Genomic DNA, 15,653 nt, shown 5'->3' with positions numbered 1-15,653 from the left:
GCACTTTCGAGTGATCTCCGCTGCTAGGAGGAGCACATGCGGTCCTGGGAACGCGCCAAACTCCGCAAAGCGGCCGTCCGGTACGCCGAACACGGCTGGCACGTGCTGCCCGGCGCCTACCTGGTCGGCCAGCACGCGGGCCGGCACGCCAGGGAGCGCCGCTTCGACTGCGGCCAGCCCGGCTGCCGCACCGTGGCGTGCCACCCCACCGCGAACACGCCGAGCCGGTCGCCGGCGACCGTCGCCGAGTGGTGGCGCGTGCACCCCTACAGCGTCCTGTTCCCGACCGGGTACGCCTTCGACGTCCTGGAGGTCCCCGGCGCGCTGGGCCGGGCCGCGCTGCTCGGCGACGGCTTCGTCGCGGCGCGCGGGCCGGTCATGGTGGCCCGGCAGAAGGGTCAGGGGGACCGCTGGTCGTTCCTGGTGCTGCCCGGGCACGGACTGCTGCCGGAGCTGGCCCAGCAGCCCGGCGTGGTGCTGCACGGGCAGGGGTCGTGGGTGCCTGCGGCGCCGAGCCCGCAGTTCGGCGGTCGGGTGCGCTGGGAGCTGTCCCCGGAGTCGCACGGCTGGCGGCCGGCGGAGCCCTACGCCGTGCAGGCCCTCATGCTCGACGCGATCGGGGCCGGACCCATGGCGGGCACGGGACACCGGGGCATCTGGCGCACCGCCGCCTGACCCCACCACAGCAGACGGCCGGTCCTCTCGGGGGGACCGGCCGTTGCCGTTGTCCGCAACCGGGCCGCCGCTCAGGCACGAGCAACCAGCGCCGTCGATGGCCGAACGCCCGCGACCAGTGCCGCGACGGTCGTCGGCGCCCGGGGGCGGGAGGCCTCCGCCGCCCGGGCACGGGACATCGCCCGAGCGGCGGGGGTCGACGAGCGCGCTAGGCTTCGGAAAAAATTCACGTGCAGAATTCATGCCGCTGCCCAACGTAGCGTCGGTGTAGCCCTACGTCGACCCTTGTCCTCCGACTGGGCTACTCAAGGGTTGCGTGAATACCTACTCAACCCTGAGTGTTGATCTACTCAATTGATCAGTAACTCACTAGGACGTCCACGGTGGCCACCACCCGGCGGACGTCGGCGCCCGCATTCCGGTCGGGCACCTCCACCGGCTGGGCGGCGGGGTCGACCCGGACGATCCGACCGCCCTCGGGCAGCCTGACGCCGCGCGCCGCGAGCAACGCGGTCAACGCACCGTAGACGACCGCCTCCGCCCGGTCGGCTGCGGCCCACACCTGGAGCCCGATCCGCCAGCGGACCTGACGCGCCCACGGCAGGCGGGAGCGGACCGGCTCCCCCACCGCTTCCACGAGCAGGACCGGTGGATCACTCGTCGGATTGGCCGGTCGCGAGGTCACCAGGGTCGCGTCGGACAGATGGTGTTGTGCGCGCAGGTACGCCACGACGAGGCCGACCGCGTCCGGCTGCGCCACGGCCGTCACCGCCCCCGTCACCCTCGTCCCCCTCGCCCGTGTCCTTGTCGAGGACAACGGGACGCGCACCGCCTGGTCGCGGTACCAAAGATACATTTCATATTCCCCGAAGAAAGGATTCATGTGTGATCGGAGAAACGGCGCGTCCGGTCGAACGGTTCGTTGATTTCCGCCGCCGGTGGTTGCCACCGCCCCCCACTCCAGGGTAATGACCAGGAAAGATCGGGTGGGTGCTTTTGCGACAAACATCGGCGCCCCCCAATCGGCAATTTGCCGCCGACCGGAGGGCGCCGGAGCGCGGATCAGCTGAAGCGGGCTCCCTCGTCGCGGCGGTGCGCCCAGGCCGCGAGTCCCGCCGCCGCGACCGTCCAGGCGGCCAGGGACACCATCGCGGTGGCCGACACCGTGAAGTCGCCGACCGCGGCCCAGAGCAGCTCGGCGGCGCCGCGGGTCGGCAGGAACGGCGCGATCGTCTCGACGAACCCGGGCGCGTCGCCGGGCGCCGACAGCAGCCCGCCACCGAACGCGAGCGGGAAGAAGATGATCTGCGCGACGGCGAGGGCGGCCTTGGTCGGCAGGGAATAGCCGATCGCCAGGCCCATGAACGTGAACGGCAGGGCGCCGAGCACGACCGCGCCGAGGGCGAGCAGCAATTGCACCGGGGAGGCGGTGGCGGCGGTCAGTGCCGCGCCGATGACGACGACCGGGATCAGCGACAGGAACATGAACGTGAGCCCGGACAGGACCCGCCCGGTGAAGGCGACGGCGGGCCCGGCAGGCAGGGTGCGGCTGTAGGGGTCCCACGGCTGGGCGCGGTCCTCGGCGACGCCGACGCCGTAGGTGAACAGCGAGCTGGTCATCACCGCGAACATGACCATCGAGGCGGTCGCGTAGGTGGCGCCGGCCGGATCGTCCCCGGCGAACGGCACGACGAAGAACAGCATCGACGCGGCCGGGAAGAACGCCCCGCCGACGACGGCGACGGGGATGCGGGCGGTCTCCAGGATGCGGAACCGGGCATGCGTGAGCGCGAGCGACATGATCAGCGTCCCGTCAGGGTCAGGAATGCCTCTTCGAGGCTGGTGGGCCGGACCTGCAGCCCGCGGAACGGCACGCCCGTGGTGACGAGGTCCCGCACGAGCTGGTCCGGGTCGGCGGTGAGCAGGGAGGTGCGGCCGTCGGCCTGCTCGACGCCGACGACGCCGGGCAGCGCCGGCAGCTCGGGCAGCGTCGCGCTGTCGAGGCTGACCCGGTGGATGCCGACCATGGCGCGGATCGCGGCGACGGTGTCGTCGGCGAGGACCCGGCCGCCGGCGAGGACCACGACCCGGTCGGCGAGGGCCTCGATCTCCTCCAGGTAGTGGCTGGTCAGCACGACGGTGCCGGTGCGCCCGTACGCCCGGATGTGGGCCCACAGGTCGCGGCGCGCCTGCACGTCCAGGCCGGTCGTCGGCTCGTCCAGGAACACCAGGTCGGGGCGGCCGACGAAGGCGAGCGCGACGGCGAGGCGGCGCTTCTGGCCGCCGGACAGGCCGCCCGTCTGCCGCCCGGCGACCTCCGTCAGGCCGAACCCTTCCAGGAGCTCGCCGGTGGGGACCGGGTCGGCGAAGTGGGCCGCGACGAACGCCACGCACTCGCGCACCCGCAGCGTCGCGGGCAGGCCGGTCTCCTGCGGGGTGACCCCGATCCGGCGGCGGGCGGCCGGGTCGCGGGGGTCGCCGCCGAAGAGCTCGACGGTGCCGCTCGTCGGGCGCCGCAGGCCGACGAGCAGGTTGACGAGTGTCGACTTGCCGGCGCCGTTGGGGCCGAGCAGCCCGACCACGCCGCCGGCGTGGATGTCGAGGCTGACGCCGTCGAGCGCGACCTGGGCCTTGGCGCCGGTGCCGTAGCGCCGGGTGACGTCGACGGTGCGGGCGAGGAGCATCAGGACTCCCTGGTGGGGTCTAGGTGTTGGGATCCAGGAGGGCGCGGACGGCGGCCGTGTAGTCGTCGAAGGCGACCCGGCCGCGGTCGCTGAGGGCGGCCGAGGTCGTCGGGGTGCGGCCGCGGAAGGACTTGACCAGGTCGACATAGCCGGCCTGCTCCAGCTTCGTCAGGTGCACCGACAGGTTCCCGGCCGTCATGTCGAGCAGCTCCTGCAGGCGGGGGAAGGTCATCCGGTCGCCGGCGGGCAGCCCGGACAGCGCGGCCATGATCCGCAGCCGCGCCTGGGCGTGGATCACGGGGTCGAGCTCAGCCACGCCGCCGTCCCCGCCACCAGAGGACCACCGCGAGCAGGCACAGGCCGCCGCCACCGCCGGCGGAGATCAGCAGCGAGTGCCAGCCGGGGCCGAGGGCGACGCCGGCGATGTTGATGACGGTGAGCCAGGCGCCGAGAACGAACATGTCGCGCGACAGCCAGATGGCCGCGCCCGCCATGTACATGACGGCGACGGTGCCGACGGAGACGCAGGCCCACAGCAGGCCCTGCTCGTCCTGGGGCAGGTATCGGACGAAGCGCCCGGTGGTGGAGCCGACGCCGGCGAACGCGAGGAACCAGGCGATCCCATAGGCCGTGCCCTGCCACGACGAGCGGCCCTCGACGCCGCGCCCGCGCCGGACGGACGCGACCAGGGTGCTCACCATCGCGGCCGCCATCGCCGCGAACAGCACGACCAGTGGCAGCCACTCGGGCAGGTCGACGAAGACCCGGCCGCCGGGGCCGAACCGCAGGAACAGCAGCCCGTGACCCACCAGCCAGGCGAGACCCCAGGGCAGGTAGTAGACGAGCGGGTTGAGGGTGATGGTGCTGGTGACGGCCGTGCGCTCCTGCTGGATGAGGGCGAGGGACTCCGCCGGCGAGGCGGGCGGCGCGTCGTCATCGACCGGGGTCATGCAAACTACTTTACGCCGCAAACCTGTTTGCCGGAAGAGAGGGCCGCCCATGCGGACGGCCCTCGCTACCCGTCGATCAGGAGTCGCCGCCGGTCTCCCCCACCGGGGCGGCGTTGACGTCGTCGATCGCGTACTTCTTCGCCGCGTCCGCGGCGGCCGACGCCGGCACCTCGCCGCGGCGGGCGAGCTGGCGCAGCGTGGCGACCACGACCGACTCGGCGTCGACGTGGAAGTGCCGGCGCAGCGCGTGCCGGGTGTCGGACAGGCCGAAGCCGTCGGTGCCGAGCGACGTGTAGTCGGTGGGCACCCAGCGGGCGATCAGGTCCGGCACGGCCCGCATGAAGTCGGAGACCGCGATGACCGGGCCCTCGGCACCCTGCAGCGCCTGGGTGATGTACGGCACCAGCGGCTCGTCGGCCGGGTGCAGCAGGTTGTGCTCCTCGGCGAGGATCGCGTCGCGGCGCAGCTCGGTCCACGACGTCGCGGACCACACGTCGGCGGCCACGCCCCACTCCTCGGCGAGCAGCTTCTGCGCCTTCAGCGCCCACTGCATGCCGGTGCCGGAGGCGAGGATCTGCGCCTTCGGACCCTCCTGCACCGGTGCGGGCAGGTACTTGTAGAGGCCCTTGAGCACGCCCTGCACGTCCAGGCCCGCGGGCTCGGCCGGCTGGAAGATCGGCTCGTTGTAGACCGTCAGGTAGTAGATGAGATCCTCGGGCTTCTCGCCGTACATCCGGTTGACCGCGTTCTCGGTGATGTGCGCGATCTCGTAGCCGAACGCCGGGTCGTAGGCCACCACGGCCGGGTTCGTCGCCGCGATGAGCAGCGAGTGACCGTCCTCGTGCTGCAGGCCCTCACCGTTGAGCGTGGTGCGGCCCGCGGTGGCGCCCAGCAGGAAGCCGCGTGACATCTGGTCGGCGGCCGCCCAGATGCCGTCGGCGGTGCGCTGGAAGCCGAACATCGAGTAGAAGATGTAGACCGGGATGATCGGCTCGCCGTGGGTGGCGTAGCTGGTCGCCGCGGCCGTGAACGACGCGACCGAGCCGGCCTCGTTGATGCCTTCGTGCAGGATCTGCCCGTTGGTGGACTCCCGGTAGCTCAGGAACAGCTCCCGGTCGACCGGCGTGTAGTTCTGCCCGTGCGGCGAGTAGATCTTCGCGGTCGGGAAGAGCGAGTCCATGCCGAAGGTGCGGGCCTCGTCGGGGATGACCGGCACCCAGCGCCGCCCCATGCCCTTGTCACGCATCAGGTCCTTGAGCATGCGGACGAACGCCATCGTGGTGGCGACCTTCTGCTTGCCCGAGCCGCGCTTGATGTCGCCGTACACCGACGACTCCGGCAGCTTCAGGTCCACGTGCTTGGTGCGCCGGTTCGGCACCGGGCCGCCCAGCTGCGCGCGCCGCTCGCGCATGTACTGCATCTCGTCGGACTTCTCGTCGGGCCGGTAGTACGGCACCGCGTACGGGTTGTCGCCGATCGCGCTGTCCGGGATGTCCAGGTACAGCCGGTCGCGGAAGTCCTTGACGTCCTGCAGCGTCAGCTTCTTCATCTGGTGGGTCGCGTTGCGGCCCTCGAAGTGCGAGCCGAGCGTCCAGCCCTTGATCGTCTTGGCCAGGATGACCGTCGGCTGGCCGGTGTGCTCGGTGGCCGCCTTGTACGCCGCGTACAGCTTGCGGTAGTCGTGGCCGCCGCGCTTGAGGTTCCAGATCTCGTCGTCGGACAGGTGCTCGACCATCTTGCGCGTGCGCGGGTCACGGCCGAAGAAGTGCTCCCGCACGTACGCGCCGGACTCCGCCTTGTAGGTCTGGTAGTCGCCGTCCGGGGTGACGTTCATCAGGTTGACCAGCGCGCCGTCGGTGTCGGCGGCCAGCAGCGGGTCCCACTCCCGGCCCCAGACGACCTTGATCACGTTCCAGCCGGCGCCGCGGAAGAACGCCTCGAGCTCCTGCATGACCTTGCCGTTGCCGCGGACCGGGCCGTCGAGGCGCTGCAGGTTGCAGTTGATGACGAACGTGAGGTTGTCCAGCTCCTCACGGGCGGCGACGCCGATCGCGCCGATCGACTCCGGCTCGTCCATCTCACCGTCGCCGAGGAACGCCCATACGTGCTGCTGGCTGGTGTCCTTGAAGCCGCGGTTGTGCAGGTACCGGTTGAACCGCGCCTGGTAGATCGCGTTGATGCCGCCCAGGCCCATCGAGACGGTCGGGAACTCCCAGAAGTTGGGCATCAGCCGCGGGTGCGGGTAGCTGGGCAGGCCCTTGCCCATGCCGCCGTGCGACAGCTCCTGGCGGAACCCGTCGAGCTGCTGCTCGCTCAGGCGGCCCTCCATGAACGCGCGCGCGTACATGCCCGGCGAGGCGTGACCCTGGAAGAAGATCTGGTCGCCGCCGCCCGGGTGGTCCTTGCCCCGGAAGAAGTGGTTGAAGCCGACCTCGTACAGGCTGGCGGCGCTGGCGAAGGTCGAGATGTGACCGCCGACGCCGACATCGGGGCGCTGGGCGCGCTGCACGAGCATCGCCGCGTTCCACCGGATGTAGGCACGGATGCGCCGCTCCACGTGCTCGTCGCCGGGGAACCAGGGCTCACGCTCCGGCGTGATCGTGTTGATGTAGTCGGTGGTCGTGAGCGGCGGCACGCCGACCTGTCGCTCCCGCGCGCGCTCCAGCAGGCGCAGCATCACGTACCGGGCGCGCTTCGTGCCGCGCTCGTCGATCACTCCGTCCAGCGACTCGACCCACTCGGTGGTCTCCTCCGGGTCGATGTCCGGCAGTTGACTCGGCAGGCCGTCGCTGATCACTGGGCGCTTGCGTTCGGTGGACACAGGCGTTCCTTCTAGGTGTAGGACCGGTCGCCCCCGAGGTAGGACGGTGGTGGCCGATCGGGATGGCCTCTGGGTGTTCGGGTTGAGGCAATGTGTGAGCCCATGTCCCATCCTGCCTGCCCTCAGTGCAATCCGTCACGTCTACGGGGCGTCAACTGCGACGCGCGACACGATACCGGCGGGTAACTTCTGCGTGACAAAACCGCGACTGATCGACCGTACCGCGGGTCCGGATCGACTACGGTCCGGCCGTGTCCGACAACTCCGCCTGGTGGCTGCTGGTCCCGGTCCTCTGCGTCACCGCCTCGATCATCACGGTGGTCGTCGTCATCACGTTCGTCGTGCGCCGGGTGGTGCGCGGCGCCGTGAGCTCCGCCTTCAACAACACGACCGGCGGCGGGCTCCGGCGCGGCGGCCCGTCGTCGTCCTCGTCCCCCTTCGGCACCGACCCGATCGGGCCCGACTGGACCCCCGACGGTGGCGGCTCCGGCCCCTCGGGCGGGCACCACGGCTCCCACGGCTCCCATGACTCCCACGGCGGCCACGTCCATGGCTGGGGGCACAGCATGGACCACGGCCACTCGCACTCCCACTCGCACGACTCCGGGTCGTCCTGGTCGTCCTCCGACTCGGGCTCGTCGTCGTCCAGCGACTCCGGCTCCTCGTCCTCGTCGGACTCCGGGTCGTCGTCCTCCTCCTCCAGCGACTGAGGCCACCGGCCTCCCGTTGCGCGCGTTGACTACCGTGCGGCTGTGCCTGACAACGCGCCCTCGGGCCCACCGTCCGAAATGATCGCCGTCATCGTGATCTTCCTGGTCGTGGTGGTCGTGGTGGCCGCCATCGGCGCCGCCCGCGGCGGCGGCCGCCGCTCCGGGTCCTCCTCCGACGCGACCTCCTCCGACACCGGCTCCTCCGGCTTCGACTGGTCCTCCGGTTCCTCGTCCGACTCAGGCTCGTCCGACTCAGGCTCCTCCGACTCGGGCTCCTCGTCGTCGTCCTCGTCCGACTGACAGACTGGGGTCCATGCACTCCGAGGTCATCACCGTGCGCACCGGCTCCCGGCCGGTGGTGCGCGACATCACGGACGAGGCGTCGCGGTTCGTCGCCGGGCACGCGCCGGACGGCGACGGGCTGCTGCACGTGTTCGTCCCGCACGCGACCGCCGGCGTCGCGATCATCGAGACCGGCGCGGGCAGCGACGACGACCTGCTGCGCGCCCTCGACGACGTCCTGCCGGCCGACGACCGCTGGCGGCACCGGCACGGCTCACCCGGCCACGGCCGCGACCACGTCATGCCGGCGTTCGTCGCGCCGTACGCGACGCTGCCGGTCGTCGGCGGCCGGATCGCGCTGGGCACCTGGCAGTCGATCTGCCTGGTCGACCCGAACGGCGACAACGCCACCCGCCAGGTCCGTTTCAGCTTCCTGACCGGATGAGCGCGTTTCCTGCCGGGGTTCCCGGCCCCGGCGCGGGAGGATTCTGACGTGATCGAGCGTCGCGTCGCCGTCGTGTTCCTCGTCGACCCGCAGGGGCGGGTCCTGATGCAGCACCGTGACTCCCACGCGAAGGTCTCGCCCAACCAGTGGGCGATGCCCGGCGGCAAGATCGAGGACGGGGAGACGCCGGAGGAGGCGGCCCGCCGCGAGGTGCGGGAGGAGACCGGACTGACCGTCACCGACCTGGAGCACTACGTCACCGGTACAAGACCCTCGGTGACGACCGCCGACGGTCTGGTGGAGATGCACGTGTACTACGCGGCCACCGACGCCACCCAGGACGACATCGTGCTCGGCGAGGGGCAGGCAATGGTCTTCCTCACACCTGAGGAGGCACTCGCCCGCGACCTCGGCGTGACCGCGGCACTTCTGGTGCCGGGCTTCCTGGAGTCTTCGCAGTACAGAGCCCTGGCGACGCGCAACGGGCCGTGACCGTCGCGACACCGGGCGACGCGTCGGACTGGCAGACGAAGACCAAAGTCGGCCATGCTGTCGAGCGTGACCACCCCTCAGGACCTCGACGAGCGGTTCCGCGCGGAGCTCGCCGGGCTCGTCGCCGCCACGGTCATCCGGGACCTCGACGAGCCGGTGCGTGACGACACCGCGCTCACCGGTGTGCAGGCCCGCGAGTTGTACGACGCCCAGTGCACCAGCCGGCACCTCGACCTCGCGGCCCGCTGGCTGCGCAGCTTCAACGCCGGTTACTACACGATCGGCTCGTCCGGCCACGAGGGGAACGCGGCGGTCGCCGCGGCGCTTCGCCCGACCGACCCCGCCCTGCTGCACTACCGCTCCGGCGGCTTCTACTGCATGCGCGCCGCCCAGGTCCCCGGCAGCGACCCCATCCGCGACGTCATGCGCGGGGTCGTCGCCTCGGCGAAGGAGCCGATCGCCGGCGGCCGGCACAAGGTCTTCGGCCACCCCGACCTGCACGTCGTGCCCACCACCTCGACGATCGCCTCGCACCTGCCGCGCTCGATCGGCGTCGCGTACGCGCTCGGCCGCGGCCGCCGGCGCACCGGTTCACACGCCGACGCCGGTGCCGGCACCAACGGCCACGGCTGGCCCGGCGACGCCGTCGTCGTCTGCTCCTTCGGCGACGCGTCGATCAACCACGCCGCCGCGACCGCCGCGTTCAACACCGCCGGCTGGTGCGACCACGTCGGGCTGCGCCTGCCGCTGCTGTTCGTCTGCGAGGACAACTCCCTCGGCATCAGCGTCCGCTCCCCCGAGGGCTGGGTCGCCGCCGCCCTCAGCAGCCGCCCCGGGCTCCGGTACTACACCGCCGACGGGTGCGACAGCGCGGCCACCTACGACCGGGCCGCCGAGGCCGCCGCCTGGGTGCGCCGTTTCCGCCGGCCCGCGATCCTGCACCTCACCACCGTCCGGCTGATGGGCCACGCCGGCGCCGACGCCGAGATGGCGTACCGCACCCCCGTCGAGATCGCCGCCGACCTCGCCCGCGACCCGCTCGTGCACACCGCCCGGCTCATCGTCGAGGCGGGCGTCGCCACCCCGTCGGAGCTGATGGCCCGCTACGACGAGCTCGGCTGGGACGTGCGCCGGGTCGCGGAGGAGGTCCTCGGCGAGCCGAAGCAGGCCAGCGCCTCCGAGGTGACGGCGCCGCTCGCGCCGCGCCGGCCGGTCCGCGTGTCCCGCGCCGTCGCCGACGCCGCCGCCGACCTGGTCGACGAGGCCGTGGACCCCGACGCGGGCAGCGACATCGGCGACGACCTGGAGTTCTCCGAGGCGTACGAGCCGCCGCACTCCCACCGTGCCCCCGACACCGACGCGCCCGCGGCGCCGTCGTCTTCGGATTCGCCGTCGCCGTCGCCGTCGGATTCGCCGTCGTCCTCGGATTCGCCGTCGCCTTCGGATTTCACGGCGACCGAGGTGCCGGACGCATCGGAACTCTCGGAAGTGTCGGAGACATCGGAAGCGTCGCCGGAGCCGGCCGACACCCGCGCCAACGGGCGTCCGCCGACCCGCGCGGCCGCCTTCAACGGGAAGCTCCCCGAGCGCGCCGGCCCGCTCACCCTCGCCCAGACGATCAACGCCGCCCTGACCGACGCGATGCTCGCGTACCCGCAGATGGTGGTCTTCGGCGAGGACGTGGCGGCCAAGGGCGGCGTCTACGGGGTGACGAAGGGCCTGCGGGACCGCTTCGGCAGCGCGCGCGTCTTCGACACCCTCCTCGACGAGACCTCCATCCTCGGCCTCGGCCTCGGCGCCGGGCTGGCCGGGATGCTGCCCGTGCCCGAGATCCAGTACCTGGCCTACCTGCACAACGCCGAGGACCAGCTGCGCGGCGAGGCCGCCACCATGCAGTTCTTCTCGCAGGGCGCCTACCACAACCCGATGGTCGTCCGGGTCGCCGGTCTCGCGTACCAGCTCGGCTTCGGCGGGCACTTCCACAACGACAACGCCCTCGCGGTGCTCCGCGACATCCCGGGGCTCGTGGTCGCCGCGCCGGCCAGGGCCGAGGACGCGGCCCCCATGCTGCGCACCTGCCTCGCCAGCGCGGTCGTCGACGGCAGCGTCTGCGTGTTCCTGGAGCCGATCGCCCTGTACCACACCCGCGACCTGCACGGCGACAGCGACAACTGGTGGCTGTCGGAGTACGCGCCGCCCAGTGAATGGTCGGCCATCCACGTGCCGATCGGCCGGGCCCGCGCGTACCACAGCGGCCCGAACGACGACCTCACCATCATCACGTTCGGCAACGGCGTCCGGATGTCGCTGCGGGCCGCCGCCCGCCTGTCCGAGGAGGGCGTCGCCTGCCGGGTCGTCGACCTGCGCTGGCTGTCGCCTCTGCCCGTCGGCGACATCATCAAGCACGCCTCCGACACCGGCCGCGTCCTCGTCGTCGACGAGACCCGCCGCTCCGGCGGCGTCGGCGAGGGCATCATCGCCGCCCTGGTCGACGCCGGCTACGTCGGCGTGGCCCGCCGGGTGGCCGCGGTCGACTCGTTCGTGCCGCTCGGCCCGGCCGCCAACCACGTCCTCGTCTCCGAGGAACAGATCGTCCAGGGAGCGAAATCGCTGTTGGCCCGGTAGTTTGGACCTTTAGTTTTTCGATCGCATCGGTGCGCCACTTGCGTTGACGGCCCGTACTGTGTGGACTACGCGCTAACAGTGGTGTTGCGACAGGAGGCAGTGGACAGTGAACGCGACCGCGGGTCAGGCCGAGGTGAAGAGCCTGGCGGACCGGTTCGGCGTCGAACCGGGCATGGTCGTTATGGAGATGGGGTACGACGACGACGTCGACCAGGATCTCCGCGACGTCCTGATCGACCGGTGCGGTGACCTGGTTGACGAGGAGACCGACGAGGTCGTCGACGTTGTGCTGCTGTGGTGGCGCGACGACGACGGCGACCTGGTCGAGACGCTCATCGACGCGCTGGGCCCGCTCGCGGACAACGGCGTGGTGTGGCTCCTCACCCCGAAGGCCGGCCGCCCGGGGCACGTCGAGCCGAGCGATATCAACGAGTCGGCTCCCACCGCCGGGTTGCAGCAGACCTCGACGGTCAACGCCGGCAAGGACTGGACGGCCGCGCGCCTGGTCGCGCCGCGCGCCGCGAGGTCCCGCCGCTAGCTTGTCGGTGCGCTCGCCTTCCCCTCCGCAAGGAGCCATTGAAGGCGAGCCCTGACCCCCAGCCCGGCCCCGCCACCTTCGTCAGGCACCCGGGCCGTTCCCTCCTGCGCTCAATCCGCTCCTCGCCCACCCGCCGAGGTGCCGTTCCCCGCTGGACCGTGGCCACGCCCCGGCCTTCCTCGCCGCCACCGCCATGATCGTCTCGCGGATCCGGTCGCCCCGGCAGCCAGATCCGCTATCCGATCACTGCGCCACCCCACCGGCCGGCCGCCCCGCGCCACCACGATCGCGCACAAGTCCGCCCCTGTCCCCCGATCGTGGACACGCGCGGCCCCATCCCCCGGCTTCACCCACACCCCGCGTCGGCTCGCACCAGCCGGGGGCCGCGGACTTCGCACCCGCGCTGGCGCTGCCCGGCAATGCCACCCTCCTCAGGCCGACCACTCGCCACCGCCGGGAACCATGACCGACGGACAGCGATCCGCCCTTCAATCTGCGAGAGGGCGCGGAATCCGGCATCCGGAGCGTGGCACCGGTCGCCCGGAGCCCGCACGGCTTGTGGTCGTGCGGGGTCCAGCAACCACCATCGCGGTGAGCGTGGCGCCCGGCCACATGAGGCGAAGGGTGCGGCAGGTCGGCGGTGGGGTCAGGCGGCTGAGGAGCGGGTCTGGGTCGGCTTCCAGGTCGGGGTCGGGGACGGGGAGTTGGACCAGGACTTCGAGGGGGTCGGGGACGGGGACGGGTTGCCGCCGCCCGAGTTGGACTGGGGCTGGTAGACGCGGACGTCGGAGAACGTGACGTCGGCGGCGTCGCCGCTGGGGGTGAAGGCGCCGAGGTTGACCTTGCCGCGCTTGATCGATTCGTTGACCTTCGAGCCGAGCTTGACGCCGTTGGCGTAGACGGTGATCTCCGAGCCGATGACGACCAGGGCGACGTACGGGTCGCTGGTCATCTTGACCGGCCAGGACGCCAGCTCGTTGCTCTGGCTGGGGGCGGCGTCGCCCAGGGCATACAGGCGGATCACGCCGTCGCAGACGCCCACCGTGTACGCCTCCTGGCCCGCCCTCGCCCACATGCCCGCGCAGCCGCTCACGCGGTGCACCTTCGCCTCGATGCCGGCGTCGGTCATGTTGACGTTGAGCGTGTCCTTCAGCGTGCAGCCGGTCAGGCCGCGCGGATCCGACACGACGTGCAGGTCGTCGCTGGACGCGTCGCACCTGCCGCCCTCGGACTCGTCCTGGGAATACCACAGCTCGTGCAGGCCACGGTCCTGGAACTGCTTCCAGTTGCCGGGCACCCACGACGGCCGGTCCTGCTGCGAGTACGGGGGAAGCGTCTGCCCCTCGGCCGCCGTCGGCGCCACGGACCCGCCGCTCGTCACGGAGGTCGTGGGCTGCTGCGCGACGTCGTCGTCCTTCTTGTTGCCGCCGACCTCGGTGTACACCACGTAACCCGCGAGTGCGAGCGCCAGCACCAGGATGCCGACGAGCAGCGGGATCGCCACGTTGCGCCGCGCCGGCGGGGGCGGCGGCTCCTCCCGCGGCATCGGCGCGTATTCCATCCGCGACGCGGACGGCGAGTCGTAGACGCGCTGGACCGGCTGCGGCGGCTGCGCGACCCTCGGCGGCTGCGGCGGCGGCACGGGAGCGTGCCCCTGCTGATACCCCTGCGGCCCGCCGCGGTGCCCCTGCTGGACGGGTGGCGGTGCCATCGGGCGGAGCCGCTGCGTCGCCTCCGCGTCGCCGAACGCCGGGCTGACCGGCGTGCCGCTGACCGGCGCCGCGCCGGCCTGGAAGCCACCCGCCTGGTATCCGCCCTGGTATCCACCGGGCCCGCCGCTGACGGGCGGCGGCGCGCTGACGGGCGCGTTGGCAGCGGGAGGCGCGCTCATCGGAGGCCCGCTCATCGGCGGCGCGCTCATCGGCGGGCCACTCACCGGCGGACCGCTCATCGGCACCGCGCTGACCGGCGAGACCCCACCGGGCGGCGTGCCCTGCCCGTGCTGGAACCCGGCGGCGCCCTGCCCGCCCTTCCCCAACTGCGCCGCCGCCTGCTGCGCGGCCGCCTGCTGGGCTACTTGCTGAGCCGCCGCCTGCTGAGCCGCTGCCGCCTGCTGAGCCGCTGCCGCCTGAGCAGCCGCCGCCTGGGCCGCCGCCGGTCCCGCCTGCTGGGCGCCGGCCGCCGGCGCACCAAAAGCGCCAGCCGCGCCGGCCACTGCGGCACCCGCGACACCCGCCGCGGCAGGACCCGCGACGCCGGGCGCCTGACCCGCCGGCCCCCCGCCGGGCACAGGCCCACCGGACCCGGCCGGAGGCCCGGACTGCGGCGGCGCCATGCCGGGCTGCACGCCCACGTTGACCCAGGCGCGGAGGCTGCCCTCGGCGACCACCATCTCGGGCTGCTCGATGATCGTCGGCGCGACGCCGAGCTCCTTCTGCAGCAGCGTCGCCACGAGCGGGATGCGGCTGGACCCGCCGACGAGGAACAGCCCGGCGAGCTTGCTGTTGTCCAGGCCCGCCCAGCGCACGACGGCCGCCGTGGTGCGGACCGTCTGCTCCAGCATCGGCCGGGCCAGGTCCTCGAACGCCTCGCGGGTGATCTCGACGTCCGCGGCCGCGATCGGCACGTGCAGCCCGGTCGACGGGGTCCGGGACAGCATCTCCTTCGCCACCCGGGCGTCGTCCCACAGCAGCCGCCGGTGCCGCCGGTCCTCGGTGGTCTGCGGGCTCTCCAGCCGCGCCCACACCGGCGGGTCCTCCAGCTTGCGCTTCGCGTGGTCCACGATCAGCGCGTCGAGATCGATGCCGCCCAGGTCGTCGATGCCGTCGACGGCGCGGACGTCGAACCCGTCGCCCGCCCGGGTCACGACGCTGGCGTCGAAGGTGCCGCCGCCGAAGTCGTACACGAGCAGGCCCTGCTCAGCGGTGAGCGGGCGCTGCAGGACACCCGCGAAGTAGTGCGCGGCGGCGACCGGCTCGGGCATGAGCGCCGGCTGCGGCAGCCCCGCGATCGTCGCGCCCTCCACCAGCGCGAGCCGCCGCGACACGCCCCACGCCGCCGGGTGCGTCATCGTCACCGCGCCGATCTGCCCGCCGGCGACCCGCTTGGCCTCCGCCGTGACGTGCGACAGGACCGCCCCGATCAGCGCCGGCACCGTGAACTCGCGGTCGCCGAGCAGCACCGTGCCGTCGTCGATGCGGCGCTTCGGGCTCGCCTCGAAGCGCGCGGGGTCGACCCGCGCGGCGTGCACCGCGTCGCGGCCCACCAGGACCTGCCCGTCTGGCTGCGCATAGACGCAGGACGGCAGCAACGGCGAACCGTCGAACAGCAGGGGGCGGACCCGCCCATCCGGCCACGCAAGCAGCGCAACGGTGTGGGAGGTCCCGAAGTCGATGCCCAGACGTGGACCGGCAGTCATGCGGGCGAGTGTA

Annotated in this window: 14 protein-coding genes; 7 read left to right on the top strand and 7 right to left on the bottom strand. The window is 72.3% G+C overall.

The window, feature by feature from the left end; genetic code table 11:
• Positions 1-36 precede the first annotated feature (36 nt).
• Positions 37-675, top strand: a complete 639-nt coding sequence (locus tag ABZ321_RS15695) for a bifunctional DNA primase/polymerase (RefSeq protein ID WP_354891392.1) — start codon at positions 37-39, stop codon at positions 673-675.
• A 358-nt stretch (positions 676-1,033) separates the two neighbouring features.
• Here ABZ321_RS15695 and ABZ321_RS15690 read toward each other — a convergent pair whose 3' ends face one another.
• The 6 genes from ABZ321_RS15690 to aceE form a co-directional block, all read right to left on the bottom strand.
• Positions 1,034-1,444 (bottom strand): hypothetical protein, encoded by a 411-nt coding sequence (locus ABZ321_RS15690; RefSeq protein ID WP_354891389.1) that lies wholly within the window; start codon positions 1,442-1,444, stop codon positions 1,034-1,036.
• A 293-nt stretch (positions 1,445-1,737) separates the two neighbouring features.
• Positions 1,738-2,475 (bottom strand): ABC transporter permease, encoded by a 738-nt coding sequence (locus ABZ321_RS15685; RefSeq protein WP_344506188.1) that lies wholly within the window; start codon positions 2,473-2,475, stop codon positions 1,738-1,740.
• 2 nt (positions 2,476-2,477) lie between these two features.
• Positions 2,478-3,359, bottom strand: coding sequence for an ABC transporter ATP-binding protein (locus tag ABZ321_RS15680; RefSeq protein ID WP_354891385.1), 882 nt, complete (start codon positions 3,357-3,359; stop codon positions 2,478-2,480).
• 19 nt (positions 3,360-3,378) lie between these two features.
• A complete protein-coding gene (locus ABZ321_RS15675) occupies positions 3,379-3,675 on the bottom strand; it encodes a transcriptional regulator (RefSeq protein WP_344506186.1) in 297 nt (98 codons plus the stop codon).
• Positions 3,668-4,309, bottom strand: coding sequence for a transporter (locus ABZ321_RS15670; protein WP_354891382.1), 642 nt, complete (start codon positions 4,307-4,309; stop codon positions 3,668-3,670). Before ABZ321_RS15670 ends, ABZ321_RS15675 begins: the two co-directional genes overlap by 8 nt.
• A gap of 76 nt (positions 4,310-4,385) precedes the next feature.
• On the bottom strand, positions 4,386-7,130 hold the full coding sequence (gene aceE / locus ABZ321_RS15665; protein ID WP_344506184.1) for a pyruvate dehydrogenase (acetyl-transferring), homodimeric type: 2,745 nt from the start codon (positions 7,128-7,130) through the stop codon (positions 4,386-4,388).
• A 251-nt stretch (positions 7,131-7,381) separates the two neighbouring features.
• Between aceE and ABZ321_RS15660 the strand changes: the two genes are divergently transcribed.
• The 6 genes from ABZ321_RS15660 (at position 7,382) to ABZ321_RS15635 (ending at position 12,222) form a co-directional block, all read left to right on the top strand.
• Complete coding sequence (locus tag ABZ321_RS15660) at positions 7,382-7,840, top strand: hypothetical protein (protein WP_354891379.1); 459 nt, start codon at positions 7,382-7,384, stop codon at positions 7,838-7,840.
• A 42-nt stretch (positions 7,841-7,882) separates the two neighbouring features.
• Complete coding sequence (locus ABZ321_RS15655) at positions 7,883-8,140, top strand: hypothetical protein (RefSeq protein WP_354891377.1); 258 nt, start codon at positions 7,883-7,885, stop codon at positions 8,138-8,140.
• 13 nt (positions 8,141-8,153) lie between these two features.
• Complete coding sequence (locus ABZ321_RS15650) at positions 8,154-8,567, top strand: YjbQ family protein (protein WP_344506181.1); 414 nt, start codon at positions 8,154-8,156, stop codon at positions 8,565-8,567.
• Positions 8,568-8,615: 48 nt separating this feature from the next.
• A complete protein-coding gene (locus tag ABZ321_RS15645) occupies positions 8,616-9,059 on the top strand; it encodes an NUDIX domain-containing protein (protein WP_344506180.1) in 444 nt (147 codons plus the stop codon).
• A gap of 54 nt (positions 9,060-9,113) precedes the next feature.
• Entirely contained in the window at positions 9,114-11,684 is a 2,571-nt protein-coding gene (locus tag ABZ321_RS15640) for a thiamine pyrophosphate-dependent enzyme (RefSeq protein WP_354891375.1), read from the top strand.
• A gap of 106 nt (positions 11,685-11,790) precedes the next feature.
• A complete protein-coding gene (locus ABZ321_RS15635) occupies positions 11,791-12,222 on the top strand; it encodes a DUF3052 domain-containing protein (RefSeq protein ID WP_033362448.1) in 432 nt (143 codons plus the stop codon).
• Positions 12,223-12,868: 646 nt separating this feature from the next.
• On the opposite strand, the gene ABZ321_RS15630 is transcribed toward ABZ321_RS15635, so the two are convergent.
• Positions 12,869-15,640, bottom strand: coding sequence for an Hsp70 family protein (locus ABZ321_RS15630; protein WP_354891372.1), 2,772 nt, complete (start codon positions 15,638-15,640; stop codon positions 12,869-12,871).
• Positions 15,641-15,653 lie beyond the last annotated feature (13 nt).

The sequence above is a fragment of the Dactylosporangium sp. NPDC006015 genome (genome assembly GCF_040614215.1).
GTDB classification, from domain to species: domain Bacteria; phylum Actinomycetota; class Actinomycetes; order Mycobacteriales; family Micromonosporaceae; genus Dactylosporangium; species Dactylosporangium maewongense.
Note: the sequence above shows the minus strand (reverse complement) of the source record. Positions and strands in the feature narration are given on the sequence as shown.

What these genes read in the sequence shown, in the direction of transcription:
- ABZ321_RS15695 (WP_354891392.1), top strand. Translation starts at nt 37, where the DNA reads ATGCGGTCCTGGGAACGCGCCAAACTCCGCAAAGCGGCCGTCCGGTAC.
- ABZ321_RS15685 (WP_344506188.1), bottom strand. Translation starts at nt 2,475, where the DNA reads ATGTCGCTCGCGCTCACGCATGCCCGGTTCCGCATCCTGGAGACCGCC.
- ABZ321_RS15680 (WP_354891385.1), bottom strand. Translation starts at nt 3,359, where the DNA reads ATGCTCCTCGCCCGCACCGTCGACGTCACCCGGCGCTACGGCACCGGC.
- ABZ321_RS15670 (WP_354891382.1), bottom strand. Translation starts at nt 4,309, where the DNA reads ATGACCCCGGTCGATGACGACGCGCCGCCCGCCTCGCCGGCGGAGTCC.
- ABZ321_RS15650 (WP_344506181.1), top strand. Translation starts at nt 8,154, where the DNA reads ATGCACTCCGAGGTCATCACCGTGCGCACCGGCTCCCGGCCGGTGGTG.
- ABZ321_RS15640 (WP_354891375.1), top strand. Translation starts at nt 9,114, where the DNA reads ATGCTGTCGAGCGTGACCACCCCTCAGGACCTCGACGAGCGGTTCCGC.
- ABZ321_RS15630 (WP_354891372.1), bottom strand. Translation starts at nt 15,640, where the DNA reads ATGACTGCCGGTCCACGTCTGGGCATCGACTTCGGGACCTCCCACACC.